Source organism: Acidobacteriota bacterium, from assembly GCA_012729555.1.
Classification (GTDB): Bacteria; Acidobacteriota; UBA6911; order UBA6911; family UBA6911; genus UBA6911.
Window position 1 is genome coordinate 32,936 of record JAAYCX010000048.1, and the last position, 15,870, is coordinate 48,805.

Below are 15,870 nucleotides of genomic sequence, written 5' to 3' on the forward strand. Positions count from 1 at the left end.
ATTTCGAGATCCCAGCTTATGGCGAAGACCGGAGGGGCGTCAAGCGCTACCTCCCCCTCCCGGTCATGCATCCCCCTTCATCCTGGCGATGATCAGGGTCATATCGTCTTCCTGCTCCTCGGCGAATTTCCAGGCGCCCACCGCCTCCATGATCCGTTCCTTCAGCTCGGAGACGGCCGCCCCCCCGTACTGCCGGGCCAGCCCGATCACCCGCTCCTCCCCGAACTCCTCCCCGTACTCGTTGACGCACTCCACGATCCCGTCCGTATAGGCCACGATCAGGTCCCCCTCCCTCAAATCGAGGGTCTCCTGCCCGTAGGCCGAATCGCGGAAAATGCCGGCGACGGTCCCCCCCGTGCTCAGGCGGCGGAATTCACCCCCCCTGAAAAACAACGCGGGATTATGCCCCGCATTGCAGTAGGTGAAGGTTGCGGCGGCATCGTCGTACACGGCGAAAAAAACGGTCGCGAACCGGTTGTCCATGGTGTAGGCATGAAACTGGCTGTTCGTTCTTTCCATGACCTCGGCCACCGCCCCCCCGGCGCCGGGGCCTTTCTCGGACCTCAGGTTCAGCGCATTGGCCCGCAGCGTCGCCTGCAGGTTGGCCATCAGGAGGGCGGCCGAAATGCCCTTGCCGCAGATATCCCCGAGGGCGATCCCGATTTCGTTCGCCCCCATGGCGAAGAAATCGAAATAGTCCCCGCTCACGGTGCGCGCGGCCAGGCAGACGCCCGTGATCTCCATATGCCGCGTCTTCGGGGGCTGATTGGGGAAGAGGCGCCTCTGGACCTCCCGCGCGATTTCGATTTCCCTCTCGAGCCGCTCCTTCTCCACCCTTTCCCTGACCAGTTGCTGCACGTACTCCGTCATCTGGTTGAACGAGGAGGCCAGGGCTCCCAGCTGGTCCCGGGATTTCACCTGGATCCGGTGGGAGAAATCCCCCCGCTTCACGAACTGGGTGCCGCGATCCAGGCTGTGGACCGCGCCCGTGATCGATCGGGTCAGCCGGACGCCGATCAGGAGCGAGGCGATCTCGGCCAGCAGGAACACGGCCACGATGATCTTCAGGGCCCCGTAGATCGTTCTCGCGGTGACATTTTCCGAGCGGAAAAGATTGTGCATCAGCTTGGGGATCGACACCTCGATGCGGATCCCGTCGGACTCGGAGGGGCTCTTCTCGGTTCCCCGCTCCCAGGATGTCGGGAAGAGGGGGATCTCCCACAGCCAGCTGGCCGGCGGGAGCCCGGCCTCCGATCCGAAGGTGGATTCCAGCACGTGCCGCTCGGGGAAATCGCCCCCGGGGAGCACCGCGTCCATGCCGGAATCGCCGGAGGGCCCGGCCAGCAGCATATCCTGGCCCAGCGCCGCCTTGAGCCTCTCGAGCAGGTACCGGTCCAGCGGGACGGTGACCTCCAGGCTGAAGGGTATCCTGGACTGGAAATCGCTGGATACCAGGCTTTTCAGACACAACCGGGTCCGGCTCCCCTGCCGCGCCGAATCCTCGACGACCAGCCCGCTGAAATCACCGCCGGCGAGCCAGGCGGGGACCCGGTACTCCTCCGCCCGCGGGTTGAAGAAGTCCCGGTCGGAAAGGACCACGGTCCGGCCCGATTGCGGGTCCGCAAAACCGAGCGTGATGGAGGCCGACGGATAGGAACTCAGGAGATACTTGGTGTCCTCCTTCAGCGTCTCCTCGAGCACTCCCAGGTCGGGACCGTTGCTCCCCCGGTCCATGACCCGCCCGACCTCCTCGCGCAGCGACTGGTTGAAAGCGTGGACCCGGACCGAATGGATGCCGATCTGGTTGAAAATCAGGAAATAACTCAGCTGATAATAAAACAGGATCGCGGAAAAATAGAAGATCCCGACGACGATGAGGACGGGGATCGCGCCTATGAAGATGTGGGTCACGACCAGGCGGCGGCTGATCTTCCAGAGGAGGCGGGTGCGCACGAACCGCAAAAACCTCCACAGCTGCCACACGACCCCCCCGGCGAACGCGACCAGCAGGAGGCTGCCCGCCAGGCCCAGGGCGGGGGAGACTCGGTGCGCGTCCCGGGAATAGAACAGGAACAGCAGGGCGCCCAGGGCCAGGAGGATCAGTACCCCCCTCCCCCCCCTTCCCCGGGACTCCGGCGCCGCTTTCATCTCTCCTCCCCGCGCGTTTCCGGCACGGCCGCCCCGCCCGCCCCGGCCCTCTCCCCGATCTTGAGCACGACCGCCCTTTCCGGGCGGAGGATCCTCGCGGCGGCCGCCGTGAAGTCCTCCCCGGTCACCCCCCCGAGGTTCCGTTCAAACTCCCGGTACTCGTCCAACCCCTTCCCGGCCATGAAGTGACGTACCATTTCGAGAATCCGGGCATGGCGCTCCTGCCGGCGGATCCGGTGCATTCCTGCGGCCGCCGCCTGGGCGGCCCGGAAGTCGTGCGAGGCCGGGGGGCGCCGGCCGACCGCGTCCAGTTCCGCCCTCATCGCCTCGAGCGCGCCCTCCCCCCCCTCATCCCCCGTCAGGGCGACGGCGGCCACACTCCCCCCCAGCAGGCGCGGCCGGAGGACGAAATCGGCATGCCAGGCCACCCCCAGGCGGTCGCGCAACTGCTGCGCCAGCCGCCCCATTCCCCCGAGGTATCCCTCGAGCACGCGCAGGGCGTACAGGTCCTCATCCTCCTCGGGAGGCGCCGGGTAGCCGACAATCAGCATCCTCCCGGGCCGGGCCCCGCCCGCTTCGAGGACGCTCCCCTTTTCCAGGGGCTCGACGAATTCCCCCTTGCGCTCTTCCCCCAGCATGCGGGAGCCGCTGAAATCCTTCACGAAGCGGGCGGCCAGGGCGGTTCCGGTCGTGTCCCCGACGGCGGCTACGACCGGCTTGCGGCGGCGCATCGTTTCCCGGTGCCAGAGCTCGAGATCCTCCGCCGTCAGGGCGGGCAGGGCCGAGGCCTCCTCCCCTCCGGTCAGGGCGTAGGCGGAATCGCGGAAGAGAACGCCCTCCATCCCCCGCATTCCGGCATCCAGGGAGTCCTTCCGCCCCGCGAGTTCGGCCGACCGCACCCGTTTTTTCCATGCGACCGCCTCCGGAACAAACTCGGGGTCGCGGATCGCCCGGGAAAGCGGCTCCAGGGCGGCCTCGAAATTGGCGGAGGGGACGGAGAGGAAGACCCCGAAAAAATCATCGCCGGCCACGCTCTCGACCGCTCCCCCCAGGATCTCCACCTGCCGCAGGGCGGCGGGGGGCATCATCGCTTCCAGCATCAGGGCCGTGATCCCGGCGTTCTCCGCGGTCTCCGCCCGTCTCCCCCCCGGGTAGAACAGGCCCAGGTCGATGACGGGGGTCGAGTGGTCCTCCTGGATGTACAGTTCCGGGCCGCGCAGGATCGAGGCCGTCCGCAGCGGGTACTGCACTTCGCTCGGCTCGAACCTCCCCCTCTCCTCCGGGAGGACCGGGGCATAGACCACTTCCTTCTCCCGCTTCCGCTCGGCTTCCTCCAGCGCCGCCGGAAGCAGTCCCTCCAGCGTCTTCTTCACCACGGCCGCCGTGACCGACCGCGCACCGGCCGATCCCGGAAGACACTCCACCAGAACGCCGTTGTCCAGGCCGAGGTAGCGGACGGCCGCCTGCCGGACCTCACGCGCCTCGACCCGGCGCCATTCGGACGGATACGACTGCATCCTTTTCCAGTTCCCGGAAAATTCGCAGCGGGCGAGCAGCGCGGCCCGGCCGCCGACCGTCTCGAGCGCCCGCCAGTAGGAGCGTTCCAGGCAGCCGATCGCGCGCTCCATCTCCGCCCGTTCGGGCTCCCTCCTCTTGATCCGCTCGATTTCGGTCATGACCGCCAGTTCGGCTCGATCGATATCCGCCCCGTCCGTCTCCGCCTCCAGGAGAAGCATTTCCCGCGCGTCCGCAACCAGCGCACGTGCGCCCAGGAGCAGCCCCTCCCGTTCCCCCCACCGCGCCTCGAGCGCCGAACTGCGGCCTCCCCCCAGCAGAGCCGCGAGAACCTCCGTGGCGGCGGAGTCTCCGCCTCCCGCCGCCCCCGTCCGGAAACCGAACAGGATCCCCGCCTGGGGCCCCTCCCTCCGCAGGGCGCGGTAGCGGAACCCCTCCGGCCGCCGTGCGGGACGACCGGACGCCCTGACCGGGGGTTTCGGGGACATGTCGTACAGCCGCACGATTTCGTTGAGGATGTCGCTCGAACGGACATCCCCCGCGACCACCAGGGTCATGGCGGCGGGGGTGTAGGCGGCGGCAAAAGCCGCCCGGATTCCTTCCGGATCCCCGGCCGTCGGTTCCCCGTCGCGCCCCGGCGCCGCCCGGCCCGACCCTTCCTCAAAAAGGGCCGCGCGCGCCGCCTCCCCCGGCTGCGCCCGCCGCGCCCGCGCCTCCGCGGCCAGAAGGCTGGATTCGCTCCTCACCACCTCGGGGTCGAAAGAGGGGTGCCCCATGGCGTCCGCCTGCAGGACCAGCGCCTGACGCCAACGATCGGCCGGGGCCACGATCTCCAGGAGGTTGTGCCCCGGATCGGTGCTCCGGGAGAAAACGCCTCCGAGGGCGTGGACGCGCTGCCGGAAGGTTCCCGCGCCGCCGGACTCCCCCCCGCGGCATACCAGCGCACCCATCAGTTCGGCAAGGGTATCGTCCGCGGCCAGGGGACCGACCCGCGACACGTACGCCCGGACCGCGACCAGCGGCGCCGTGCGGGTTTCGTGGACCAGGACCGTCATCCCGTTTTTCAACACCGCCCGCGCCCCCGGCGCCGCCTCCTCGTACGAAAGGGACTCGAGCAGAAACGGGGCGCGCGGCTCCGGCGCCGCACGCCGTCCGCTGCGCCTCGACTGCGGCAGGCCGAGCGAAACCAGCAGAAAGCCCGCGGCTGCGATGGCGGCGCCGTATCGGATTCTGTTCATGACCGGCCGGCCTCCAACGGCCATGAGGCGCGCTAGGGGAGCGTCAGGCGGTAGACGCCTTCCCAGCGCGTTCCCAGGTACACGCGCGAGGAGTGCTGCGGATCGGGCGCCAGGCAATAGACGGGCGACTCGAATTCGGGCGAAAATATGCGTTCCCAGCTCTCCCCCGAATCCCGCGAATACCAGACCCCCCCGGCGGTCTTGTCCGCGGCCAGGACGCGCCGCCCGGCGCCGTCCAGGAACGCTACGGACGAAATGCTCATGCCCAGCCGGCCGCCGTCGGCCCGGTTCCAGTAAAACCCGCCGTCGCGTGATTCGAAAAGGCCCGCCGAGGTTCCGGCGAACATATGCCCGGCGCCGTCAGGGGACAGGGCGAGGGTCTCGATCGTGACGCGCTCCGGCAACCCGTGCACCGAGATCAGCTTCCAGGTGGTCCCCCGGTCCTCGGAGCGGAGCAGCCCCAGGCTGGTTCCCGCGTAGACCGATCCCGGTTGTGCGGCCGGGGCGACGAGACTCCAGGCCTTCGGACTGAAACGGTAGCCGGGAGGCATGCGGAAGGCGAGCGTGTCCAGGGGCGCGCGGTAGATGCCCTGATCGGTCCCGGCGTAGACGACGGGGCTCGAGGGGTCGGCCGCCAGGCTGTAGACGGTGCGCCTGGCGATGGAGCCCTCGAGCTTGACCCATCCCCGCGCTCCCGCCGCCTGGTGATAGACCCCCTGGGGGGTGCCCACGAGTCTCCCCCTGTTTCCCGGCAGGATCATGAAGGACAGGATCCTCATTCCGGGCTCGATCTGGGAGTGGCTCCAGCGCGCTCCGTTTTCCTCGAAGCCGTACCACCCCCCCCGTCCCGAATGCACCCCCATGGCGAAGCGCCCGGCGCCGCCGGGCTCGGGCAGGATCCAGGAGATCTGCTTGTGGATGAATCCCCGGTTGGACTCTTTCCAGCTGGCGCCGCCGTCCTCGCTTCGAAGCACACCCCGGTATTCCGTTCCGATCAGGATTCTCTCGGGCCGGGCGGGATCGACCTGAACGGCGTTGACCGTGATCCCCTTGTCCGTGAGGGGACGCCACGTGCTCCCCTCGTTCTCGCTCACGTACAGCCCCTCGGTGGTCCCCGTGTAGACGCGCGACGGGTTGGACGGGTCGTTGTAGATCACCAGCGCCCTGATCGTATAGCGGTCGGGGCGGACCTTCAGCCGCGTCCACGACCCGGCCCGGTTGTCGGAGCGGTAGACCCCGCTGCAGGCGCTGGAGTAAACGACCGCCGGGTCCCGCCCGCTGACGGCGATGGAAAACACGTCGGAGTCGAGCGGCATCCCCGCCTCGACCCTTTTCCAGCTGGCGCCGCCGTCGGTGGAGACGTAACTGAGGCGCCAGGTCCCCACGTAGAGGATTTCGGGGTCTTGGGGGTCGATGGCTACCGATTCCGCCTTCCGGAGCCGCTCCCCCCCGACCCTCTTCCAGACCGCCCCCCCGTCCCGGCTGATCAGTACTCCCTCCAGCGTGGCCAGGATCATGTGGTCGGGCCGGGTGCGGCAGATGTCCATCCCCCTCACGGCCCCGGCGCCCGGCGGCAGCGGGACGGCGCTCCAGGTCTCGCCCCGGTCCCGGCTTTCAAACAGGCCTCCCCCTTCGGAGTGGAGATCCCAGGCGCCCGCGTACAACCGTCCCCTTTCGGTCGGATGGGCCAGGAGGGTGTCGATGACGAAGGAGCTGTTTCCGATTCCGGGGAGAAGCGCCTCCCAGGAGCCGCCGTGATCGGACGACCTGAATATCCTGCCGGTGCTCGTGCCCAGGTAGGCCAGGCGGCTGTCCCAGGGGTCCACCAGGAGGGAGCGCACATCCCCCCCGAAGGGACCGATGCGCTCGAAACGCGCGGACTGGAGGCTGGCGCCGGCGATCGCCGCGCTCACGCCCAGCAGGAGAAGGACGCAGAAGAGAACCCAGGAAGATTGCCGGCTCATGAAAAGGAGTATAACAGAAGCTTGGGACAGGAAACGGGGGACGGCCCGGTGGCCGCCCCCCGCTTTTGCAGTGGACTCTGGACTAACGCACCGAGAGTTCGATCTCGACGCGGCGGTTCAGCTTTCTTCCGGCCGCCGTGTCGTTGTCGCCCACCGGGTTGTTGTCCGCGCCGTCCGTGAGGGTCAGGCGGGAGGCTTCGACCCCCTGCGTCCCCAGGTAATCGGCCGCCGCGCGGGCGCGCGCCTCTCCGAGCCCCTTCCGCCCCTTTTCATAACGGGAGCCGTCGGTGTACCCGATGATGTTCGCGCGCAGCTTGGGATCGTTCTTCATGCGCACGGCCAGGTCGTCGAGGATGGCCTTGGCGCAGTTGTCCACGCGGGTGCCGCGCGGGCTGAAGAAGCCGCAGTTGTCCCGGGTCACGCTGATGCGCTCCGAGACGTTGACCGTCATGCTGCAGGAGGCCTTCCCCCCGCGCCCGTCGTCGACTCCGACGGAGACGATATAGCTCCCCGCCCTGACGCCCGTGGCGTTGAAGGTGGCGTTGTTGTCACGCCCGCTGACGGCGCTCCCGGGCCCGGACCAGTTGTAGGTCAGGCGGTCGCCGTCGGGATCGGAAGCCTTGGCCGAAAGCTGCACCGACTGGCCGGAAGCCACATCGAGCGTCGTGGTCTGGCACTCGATCACCGGCGGTTGATTCGGCTTTTCCCGGATGGTGCCCTTGGAAGCGGCCGAAGCGGATGCCTCGCCGTCGCTTGCGGTGCAGACGACCTCGTAGGCCCCCGGGTTTCTCCCTTCGGAACCGAAGGTGATCTGCGGCCCTTCCGCCGCCAGCTTCTGGCCGTTGACGGTCCAGCCGTAGGTCAGCGCGTCGTTGTTTTCGTCCGTCGCCAGGCAGCGCAGGTTGGCGCTCTCGCCCGGGAGGATGCTGAACGAAGCGGGTTCCACCGTCACCTTCGGCGCGACGTTGCGCTTCAGCACGGTGATGTCGCTCGAGCAGGAGACCTCGTGCTTCTTGTCACGCACGGTGGCCGTCACCGTGTATTTGCCCGGCGCCACCCCGGTGGCGTCGAACGTCGCCGTGTCGCCGCTTCCGGTCACCTTGCCGCCGGTGGCCGTCCACGAATAGGTCAACCTGTCGTTGTCGGGATCGGCGGCGTTGACCCGGACCGTGGTGGTCTCATCCTGGAGGATGGTGTTTTTCGCCACCGCGCAGCCGACGGTGGGAGGATCGTTCCGCCGGAGGCCGACCGCTCCCTGCACGACGAAGCCGTGCGGGCTCGCGGGCTCGACTCCCAGGGCCGCGTTGCGGGTCACGTGGTTGATGGAAGCCTGGTAGCCGGCGCCCAGCGCCAGCCAGTCCCGGGGGTAGAACCGCATCCCGACGATCAGGTCGACCGGGTTCTGGTTCGGGTTCCAACCGGGGGTCGTTTCCTTGCCGTAGTAGTTCCGGCCGTCCAGTTCCGCGATCACGCGGTAGGGCCGGGTTACGGGGAATTCCGCGCCGAAACGATAGAGGAACTCATGCTGGTAGTCGGCGTTGGACACCTTGGAGTCACCGTACATGTTGGTGCCGACGTTGACATGGAAGCGCACCAGATCCGACGCCGTCTTCGAGAGCAGCATGGCGAATCCGCCCTGGTAGGCGCCCGAGGACAGGCCCTCCAGCAATCCCTCGCCGTCGCGGTGCCCCGGGATGGTGCCGAAACCGGTAAAGGCGACGCTGACGGGGCGCCCCAGCCGTTCCGACATCAGGCCCAGCCGGAAGCCCAGGCGCACGTCTCCGCGCCCCCTCCCCTCATCATAATTGATGAAGGGGGCCACCTGGCTGGCGTAGGCCTGATGAGCCGGATTCTGGGAGGGATACAACGAAGATCCGATCGGGCGGTTGACCCGGATGCCGTCGGCGTCGACACGCTTGTAGGCTTCCCAGGACCCGAATACTTCGAAGCGGTCCATAACCCCCACAGCCGCCCCAACCACCGCCCGGCCGACCGTGAGTTCACCCGGATCGCGGTTGAACTGATCGTAGCCGAAGGTGAAATTGGCCTCGCCCTGCCGAAGGTTTTCGGCGTCCCAGGTCTTGAAAAGCCCCGTGGTGCCGTCAAGGCTGGCAGCCTTCAGCCTGCTGGTCGATCCATCCTGCGCGAATCCGGGAAGTGTGAATAAAACCAATACTATACTTACCGCTGCTACGCGCATGCACCTACTATTCATATTAGCCTCTCCACTGTGCGTTACCATTCAATAGTCAAACCCTAGTCAAACGCCGCAACCACATGCGGATCGTCTGGTGTTGAAGCCGTCGAAATCAAAGATGCTGTCTTTGCGAATTTCGGGGTCATTATAGCAGCAAACGACTTATCTATCAAAGCTTTAAATGACAGGTCCGCAAAAGGCGCCTTCGGTCACCGGAACAAACCCGCTTTCGGGCCACAAACCCTCTTGCATTGATCCCGGGTTGTGCGCTATTATTCGGCGCCTTTGATCAGGTGGGGTCGTAGTTCAGTTGGTTAGAACGCCGGCCTGTCACGCCGGAGGTCGCGAGTTCGAGTCTCGTCGGCCCCGCCATTTTCAAGGGCAGAAAACGTGACAGGGAGGCCCGCGGGCCTCCCTTTTTTTTGTCCCGTCATCGGGAGGGCCCGGCATGAAAATTTCCGATCTGTTCGATGTCAGCGGCTGCGGCGCCGTCGTCACCGGGGGAGCCAGCGGCATCGGGCTCGGCTATGCCGAGGCCCTGGCCGCCGGCGGCGCGCGCGTGACGCTCCTGGACCTGGACCCCGTGCGCCTCGAGGCCGAAACCGGCCGGTTGCGCCGGGAGGGCTTCGATGTCCGCGGCTCTCTCGTGGACGTCACCGACCACGGCGCGCTCGACGCCGCTTTCGACGAGGCGGCCGCGCTCTACGGCCGGCTCGACGCCGCCTTCGCCAACGCCGGGATCGACCCGGGGGCCGGCTTTGTCGGCGCCTGGGCCGGGTCCGAACGTCCCCGCCTCCCCGGGGGGGCGCTCGAGAACTACACCGACCAGCGATGGAACCGGGTGATCGAGGTCAACCTCAACGGCATTTTCGCGACCGTGCGCGCCGCCGCCCGCCACATGAAGCCGCACCGGCGGGGGCGCGTCGTCGTCACCACCTCGCTCGCGAGCACCCGCATCGAGCCCGCCATCGGGGCGGCCTACATGACGGCCAAGGCGGGGGCGGCGCAGTTCATGCGCACGGCGGCCCTGGAGCTCGCGGCCTACGGCATCACCGTCAACGCCATCGCCCCCGGCTACATCGTCACCAACATCGGCGGGGGGCACGCTCACGACCCGGAGGAACAGGCGGCGGTCGCCCGGGCGATCCCGATGCACCGGGTGGGATTCCCCCGCGACCTGTACGGGCTGGCTCTTTTTCTGGCCTCGCCCGCCTCGGATTACATCACGGGCCAGGAGATCGTCGTCGACGGCGGCTGGGGGCTGGGGGCGGCGGACTGACCGGGCGCCGTCAGGCCGGATCCCGCGGACCGAGCAGGACGGCGATCCGCTCGGTGTCCGGGTGGCTCTTCAGGGCGATGAGGACGGTCATGGTCAGCGGGATGGAGAGGAAGATGCCCATGGGGCCCAGCACCCACCCCCAGAAGAGCATCGAGAGAAAGACCAGCAGGGTGGGCATGCCGAGTTCCCTCCCCAGGAAACGCGGCTCCAGGATCGTGCCCAGCAGGAGGTTGAGCGCCAGGTAGCCCAGGGCGACGAGCAGCGCGCTCCCCCACCCGAGCTGGATCAGGGCCAGCAGCACGACGGGGATTCCCGCCAGGATCGACCCGATGGTGGGGGCGTAATTGAGCAGAAAGGCCAGCAGCCCCCACAGGACGGGGAAATCGACTCCGAGAAACCAGAGCCAGGCGCCGGCCGCGACCCCGGTGGCGAGGCTGATGACGGTCTTGATGGCCAGGTAGCGGTAGAGGTTGGCCGTGAACGCCCCGAACCAGGCGAAACGGCTCTCCTCCATCGCGTAGGCCTTGCGGATCCTCCCCGGGAGTTCGGCCCCTTCGATCAGCATCAGCATCGCCACGAGCAGGATCAGAAAGCCGTTGGCCACGGCGTTGCCGAACTCCCTGAGCAGGTTGGCCGCAACCGTGATCGCCGCCCCGGGGTCGATCAGGCCGAGGATCCCCCTTTCGGGGATGTCGAGCCCCCGCCCCTGCGCCCAGTGGATCAGGGCCGCCGTCTCCATCCTCAGGCGCTCCGCGTAGAACGGGATCCGCCGGGTGAGCGATTCGAACGCCCCGACGGCGACGATCCCCGTGACGACGCCCAGGACCAGGATGACGGCCAGCACCGCCAGGACCGCGAGGACCCGGGGGACCCGGCGGCGCGTCAGCCAGGCCACCAGGGGCGAGAGCGCGATGGCGGCGAAAAGGCTGAGCATGACCGGGGCCACGATCACGCGCGCGGCCTTCATGCCCGCGATGATGACCACCAGGGCGGCCAGCAGAACGATTCCGCCGTAAATCGTGTCCGCCCTGCTTCGCTCCTCCGGCATGGGATCCCTCCCCCGTTCGTTCCCTGTTCTCTTAGATAGGACAACCGGGGGATGAATACAAGCGCGAATCGATCCCGGTTCCTATTCCGAAACGGGGGCGGGCGCCGGAATCCGCGGCGCTTTCAGGTGGAAGACCACCGTCAGGAGGAGGATCAGCCCCCCCGCGGCCATGTACATCGGCCGGTAGCCGGCGACGTCCGACACCCACCCGAAAAGCGGGGACCCGAGCCCCATCCCGACGTCGAACAGGGACAGGTACAGCCCCAGGGCGAAGCCCTTGTTCTCCCGCCCCATGAAGTCGATCACGTACGTACTGAGCGCGGGGAAGATCAGCCCCTGCCCGAAGCCGGCGACGAAGCCGCTGACGATGAAGGCGCCGTAGGAATGGACCGAGGCGATCCAGAACATGTTGAGGCCGATCAGGAGCGCCGAGGGGAGGACCACCCGCTTGCGCCCGTAGCGGTCCGAAACATCCCCGATCCCCACCCGGGTGAGGATGGCCGCCAGGGAGAAGGCCATGAAGAAGGGGCCGATCCGGCCCAGTCCCTCGCCCGAGGCGTAGAGCGCGATGAAGTTGACGACCGATCCCCGGACCGCCCCGTGGGCCACCGGCATGGCGGCGATGACCAGGAGCACCGCCAGGGAGGGGCCGATCGGCAGCCGGAACCGTTGCGCCCTCGTCGCCGCGCCCGCCGGCGCCCTCTCCGGCCGCGCGGCCCGGATCGCCTGCACGCACGCCGCCGTGGCGGCCAGCATCAGGAAACTCGCGGTGAAGACGGCGTCGAAGTCGAAGCGCCGGACCAGTTCCTCCGCCAGGGCCGGCCCGGCCGCCCCCGCCACGATCCCCGCCGAGCCGAGGATGCCGAGCGAATGCGCCATCCGCTCCGGGGGGGAGCATTCGGAGCTGATGGCCATGATGGCGGTGGTCGCCACCCCCCAGCCGATCCCGTTCAGCGCGCGCAGCAGGAGCACCGGCCATCCCGCGCTCCCGATCAGGTAGAAGCCTGGGATCGACAGCATCATCAGCAGCACCCCCCCGAGCGCCACCGCCCGCCCCCCCTTTTCGTCGAGCAGGCGGCCGAACAGGGGGCGCACCATGATGGCGGTGACGCTGTGGATCCCCATGACGAGGCCCACGCGCGCCTTGGACGCCCCGAAGTGCTCGAGATGGAGCGGAAAGAGGTAGAAGACGGCGCCGGCCATGAAGACGAAGAAATAGGCGAGCGAGGCGAGCACGAAACTCCTGCCGAGTAGCGGCGTCCGACCCGCATCCCTGCCCCCCCGACCGCCCCCCCCGTCCATTCCCTTCCCGCCTCCGCAAGAGAGAAAGGGTACCGCCTGGCCGCCGCCGGTTTCAAGGAGCAGATCGGCCGCCTCCCCGGGCGGGGCCGGCCGGAGCCTCTACCGCCCCTTCCCGCCGAAGACGATCTGGCCCCCGGCGCGCCCGAGCAGGGTGATGACGGGCAGGAGCAGGACGTACAGCGCGATCACGCCCCAGTGGAGCGCGTCCGGGGAGAGGGTGCCGGCGGAAAAGTGGAGCAGGACGCCCGCCCCGGCCAGTACCAGGAGCAGGACCGACAGCGCGATCTTCAGTTTGAAGACCGGGCGCGATTTTCCGCCGTACTTGTACCACCAGTGGACGAGGCCCGTGACCGCCCCGGGGAAGGCCATCAGGAACCCCGCCGACAGGATGTGAAACGCGGTGCGCTCGAACCCGGGATTCCCGCTGATATAGAAGAGGGCGAGAAAGACCGGGGCGAAGACGAAAAACGCCTGGGGGAAATGGGCCGAGATGGGGTGCGAGTGAAGGGCGATCAGTTTTTCCGCCCATGCAGGCAGCTCGCGCACCGGCTCCGCATTGCCCTCTCCCTGCTTCACGAGACGCCCCGCCTCCCGGACGCGCTCGAACACCTCCTCGCCGTGCGGCGCGTCGGCGAGCTCCGCCGTGAGATCGGCCCCCGCCTGGTGCGTCCCCATGTGCCGCCCCCCCTTCCAGAGGGCGCTCCCCCCGACGTCGTAGACCCGCCCGTGGGCCGCCACCAGCGCCCCCCGTCCTTCTTTCCCGTTTTCCTTTTCCAGCTCCTCGAGAGTCCTATCCGCCATGGTCCGCTCCTCCCCTTCCGCTGTTGGTTTCGCCCGGAGACCCGCGTGCGGGGATTATACAACGGCGCCCCCCGCGCCGTCAGCCCGGGCGTAACGGGGATTGGTACCGGCACCCATTTCCATGGTCCCTGGGGCACCGCTTATTCTGAAATCACCGCCGCAATCCTGTTTCTACGGAGCATGAACGGCATTACAATGCTGTCTTCAGTGCGTTTCGTGAATGAAGCGGATTAAGCGGCCGGAGTTTTTATGAGCAAGTATCTGATGGTTGATGTCGGCGCCGGAACGATGGATCTGTTGTGGTACGACAGTGAGACCGGGGAGCACTTCAAGGCGGTAGCGCCGTCGCCTGTGCGCACCCTTGCCCGGCAGATCAGGAAATCCCGGGGGCCGCTTGCCCTTGCGGGAGTGGAGATGGGAGGCGTGGTGAGCTCCTGCATCAAAGAACGCGCCCAGACAGACGAAGTGGTGATGACGGAATCCTCCGCCGCTACGTTAAGCCATCATCTTGAAAAGGTGCGTGCATCGGGCATCCGGATCGTGCCGGAAGAAACCATGGCAGGGTATCTTGCCGATCCGAAGTATTCATCCTTCACTCTGGGAGATATTCAGCCGGAGACCATAAAGACCATTCTGACCGGACTCGGCCTGCCCTGGAATCCTGATGCGGCGGTACTTTGCGCCCAGGATCATGGCATGGCGCCGGACGGAATGTCCCATATCGATTTTCGGCATACATTATTTGAAAATCTCCTGGCGCCGTCCCCTGATTTCCAGCCGATGCTCTTTCGACAGGATGAGATCCCCCGGTCGTTCAACCGCCTGACCGGCATGGCGCGGAGCGCGGGACCCTTGGGCGCCCGGGAAATATTTGTGATGGACAGCGGCATCGCCGCTATTATCGGCGGCCTGCAGGATGTGCAGCTGAAAGAAAAGGATCCCGTCATCGTTCTGGATATCGCAACCTCCCATACCGTCGTGGCTGCGGTATCCGGCGGGCGGCCGGCGGGTTTTGTCGAATACCATACGCGCGATCTCACCCTGCAACGGCTGGAAGAGCTCATCGTGGGTCTGGCCGATGGCCGCGTCGACCATGCGTCCATTGTCGCGCAAGGCGGACATGGCGCCTGGGTCCGTAAAACCGTCGGCTTTTCCAATGTCCAGACGATTCTGGCAACCGGGCCCAAGCGCAAGCTGCTGGCCGCTTCCCGCCTGCCGATTCTATGGGGCGCGCCGTGGGGCGACAACATGATGACAGGAACCGTTGGGCTGCTGGAGGCGCTGCGGCTGCGCAGACAACTGGCTCCCATACACTATTTGTAGTGAGCATGAAAGGAAGGCGGCCGTTTCATTTTCCCTTCATGGCCGCCGCAAGAGCAAGTGCGAGCTCTTTGGTTCCGTCCTTCATATTGGCTTTCAGTTGCATATAGGGGCAGATGCCGGAGGTAAGAATCAGCCCGTCGGTTACCACGCCGGTTCCAGCAAAAACAGCTCCATCAAGGTCACGCCATGAAGCCACTCCGCACCCGCCTTGAAGAGGCCCGAAAGCGCCTGGGTATTCCCTGGGGCATCATCGAACCGGACTACCTGCTCTCGTGGATTCTGGCAGGTGGGAATTTGAAGGCCTTTACACGCATGGACGGCGCCTGGCTCCGCTCGATCGACATCTCCATCCGCAAAGCCCGCACGGCGCGCTTCTTCGACATGGATACCGGCGAACTCGGCAAGCTTTCGCAGCCGGGCGGATCTCTGTACCAGATCGAGCACTCGAACGGCGGATTGATTACGTTCCCCGGCGGTGTGCCGGTCAAGGATGCGGCGGGAGAAGTCATCGGCGCCGTCGGAGTCTCGGGAAGCACTGTCGAAAACGATCACGCCGTCGCCAAGGCGGGGAGATCTGCAATTGCAGGCAAGTAACACAAAAAAGTGTTGATGAGCTTGCTGGGGATCCGCAGATTGCGCAGATTACATAGGATTGATCTGTGAAAATCTGCGTAATCTGCGGATAAGCATTTGTCGTTGCAACAGCCTCTTAACCCGCTTCATTCACGAAGTGCACCGAAAACGGCATTGTAATGCGGTTCTGGCTCCTTGGAAACAAGATTGCGGCGGTGACTTCAGAGAAAACGGTGACCAAGGACCATTGAAATGGGCCCGAATGGACCCAAGAGCAAATTCAGGCTAACGCCCCGGCGATAATGCGCACACCTCTCCCAGCGTGCCTGTATTCTTTTCCCGGTTTGAGGGATGAAAAGCGTTCAGAGCTGCGCGCCGACTGCGGCGGCGATCGATCGCCAGGCAGACACCCAGGGGCAACTCAAGGGCAGATGAATGACGAGCCTTCGGAATGAACGTTTCACCAGGGCTCCCAGCTTCAG

Annotated in this window: 11 protein-coding genes and 1 tRNA gene; 4 read left to right on the forward strand and 8 right to left on the reverse strand. The window is 66.6% G+C overall.

The features are described 5' to 3' along the window. Positions 1–63: 63 nt before the first annotated feature. From GXY47_09835 to GXY47_09850, 4 genes are all read right to left on the reverse strand, one after another. Complete coding sequence (locus GXY47_09835; protein NLV31444.1) at positions 64–2,148, reverse strand: PP2C family protein-serine/threonine phosphatase; 2,085 nt, start codon at positions 2,146–2,148, stop codon at positions 64–66. Beyond that, positions 2,145–4,901, reverse strand: coding sequence for an insulinase family protein (locus GXY47_09840; GenBank protein ID NLV31445.1), 2,757 nt, complete (start codon positions 4,899–4,901; stop codon positions 2,145–2,147). Before GXY47_09840 ends, GXY47_09835 begins: the two co-directional genes overlap by 4 nt. A 32-nt stretch (positions 4,902–4,933) precedes the next feature. Beyond that, positions 4,934–6,865, reverse strand: a complete 1,932-nt coding sequence (locus GXY47_09845) for a hypothetical protein (GenBank protein ID NLV31446.1) — start codon at positions 6,863–6,865, stop codon at positions 4,934–4,936. Between the two features lie 82 nt (positions 6,866–6,947). After that, positions 6,948–9,038, reverse strand: coding sequence for a PKD domain-containing protein (locus GXY47_09850; GenBank protein ID NLV31447.1), 2,091 nt, complete (start codon positions 9,036–9,038; stop codon positions 6,948–6,950). Between the two features lie 319 nt (positions 9,039–9,357). Here GXY47_09850 and GXY47_09855 point away from each other — a divergent pair. Next, positions 9,358–9,434, forward strand: a tRNA-Asp gene (locus tag GXY47_09855). 76 nt (positions 9,435–9,510) lie between these two features. Then, a complete protein-coding gene (locus GXY47_09860; protein NLV31448.1) occupies positions 9,511–10,341 on the forward strand; it encodes an SDR family oxidoreductase in 831 nt (276 codons plus the stop codon). Positions 10,342–10,351: 10 nt separating this feature from the next. Here GXY47_09860 and GXY47_09865 read toward each other — a convergent pair whose 3' ends face one another. The 3 genes from GXY47_09865 to GXY47_09875 all read right to left on the reverse strand — a co-directional run bounded on the left by GXY47_09865 (position 10,352) and on the right by GXY47_09875 (position 13,492). Further along, positions 10,352–11,389, reverse strand: a complete 1,038-nt coding sequence (locus GXY47_09865) for an AI-2E family transporter (protein ID NLV31449.1) — start codon at positions 11,387–11,389, stop codon at positions 10,352–10,354. Between the two features lie 81 nt (positions 11,390–11,470). Next, the gene (locus tag GXY47_09870; GenBank protein ID NLV31450.1) at positions 11,471–12,625 is read right to left on the reverse strand and encodes an MFS transporter; all 1,155 of its coding nucleotides are present in this window, start codon (positions 12,623–12,625) and stop codon (positions 11,471–11,473) included. Between the two features lie 165 nt (positions 12,626–12,790). Continuing rightward, positions 12,791–13,492, reverse strand: coding sequence for a hypothetical protein (locus GXY47_09875; GenBank protein ID NLV31451.1), 702 nt, complete (start codon positions 13,490–13,492; stop codon positions 12,791–12,793). A 249-nt stretch (positions 13,493–13,741) separates the two neighbouring features. Between GXY47_09875 and GXY47_09880 the strand changes: the two genes are divergently transcribed. Beyond that, positions 13,742–14,815 (forward strand): DUF1786 domain-containing protein, encoded by a 1,074-nt coding sequence (locus tag GXY47_09880; protein ID NLV31452.1) that lies wholly within the window; start codon positions 13,742–13,744, stop codon positions 14,813–14,815. A gap of 25 nt (positions 14,816–14,840) precedes the next feature. Here the strand turns inward: GXY47_09880 and GXY47_09885 are convergent, their stop codons facing one another. Then, complete coding sequence (locus GXY47_09885) at positions 14,841–15,011, reverse strand: hypothetical protein (protein ID NLV31453.1); 171 nt, start codon at positions 15,009–15,011, stop codon at positions 14,841–14,843. Between GXY47_09885 and GXY47_09890 the strand changes: the two genes are divergently transcribed. Next, on the forward strand, positions 15,002–15,409 hold the full coding sequence (locus GXY47_09890) for a heme-binding protein (GenBank protein ID NLV31454.1): 408 nt from the start codon (positions 15,002–15,004) through the stop codon (positions 15,407–15,409). The genes GXY47_09885 and GXY47_09890 overlap by 10 nt on opposite strands. Positions 15,410–15,870: the final 461 nt, after the last annotated feature.